Raw genomic sequence first — 1,252 nt, 5'->3', positions numbered from 1 at the left:
CGCAGCACTCATAGATCACCGTAACTCGAACGCAGGTGGTCACATTATCACTATCGAGGACCCTGTAGAGTTCGTCCATAAACATAAGAAGAGTGTAATAAACCAACGTGAAGTCGGGGTTGATACCCGAAGCTATAGAGCCGCGCTTAAGAATACTCTGCGTCAGGCGCCGGATGTTATTCTAATTGGTGAGATCAGGGACAGAGAGACGATGGAGCACGCGCTAGCCTTTGCTGAAACTGGCCATCTCTGTATTTCTACGCTCCACGCTAACAACGCAAACCAGGCGCTCGACCGAATTATCAACTTCTTCCCTGAAGACCGACGTATTCAGCTACTCAATGATTTAGCACTGAATATGCGTGCATTTATTTCTCAACGTCTAATACCAACAGTAGATGGAAAGCGTGCGGCGGCCATTGAGATTCTCTTAGGAACGCCAACTATCAGCGAATTAATCTTGCGTGGAGAGATTGAAGGCATAAAGGAAATTATGGAAAAATCCCAAGGTTTAGGGATGCAAACATTCGATACCGCTTTATTCAATCTACACAAAGCAGGCAAAATATCTCTTGAAGAAGCTATTAAGAACGCTGACTCTGCTAATAACCTTCGCTTGAAGATCAAGCTAAATGACTCGAATGGTGGAGAAGGGGATTCAAGTGAACCGTCTAAAGACACCATGGTCACGTCCAGCGCTTTGGAATTAAGCCTTGAAGAAATTAAGAAGGACGAACCCGAGGATGATTTTCCTTCGCCTTCATTTTAATGGTCCGAACTCGGCCTATAGTTTTAAAATAGCGTTTAGGCCCAGCGTGACAGGGTTGCTTAGGCATGAATGTCCGCATTTAATACTCAGACAACTCTAATAGGGTGCGCCATGCGCACCGCTGAACCCTGTGGCTCAAACAAACATAAATTGAGGTAACCCCCTAACCAGTAAGCAGAGCCTTCCACGGCTCGCAAGCGGGCTAGCACGGAGCAGAGTCATACTGATGGTGGAACCTTCTGGCAGCGAAGGGCACAATCTTCGCCGGTGCGCGCGGCGCACCCTATCAAGATAGAGATTATTCAGCCAAACCTGCATGTGGTGGACTAACGAAAAGAACACAGAGTGCTACCTTTCTCGAAGCCTGCTATCTTCACCTTCCTGCCTCTGACATAAGCCCAAGTTTATACTAGCAGTCACGACATTGCGGACATGGATATGAGTGAATGTTACTCTGACCCCAATATTTATGACCCCAATATT

General features: G+C 46.7%; 1 protein-coding gene. It reads left to right on the top strand.

The features are described 5' to 3' along the window. A partial coding sequence (locus A3763_RS04305) for an ATPase, T2SS/T4P/T4SS family (RefSeq protein ID WP_197482756.1) occupies positions 1–769 on the top strand: 769 nt, incomplete at its 5' end. Positions 770–1,252 lie beyond the last annotated feature (483 nt).

This window comes from Oleiphilus sp. HI0128, assembly GCF_001635365.1.
The sequence above is the reverse complement of the archived record's forward strand: the minus strand, read 5'-3'. Positions and strand labels throughout refer to the sequence as shown.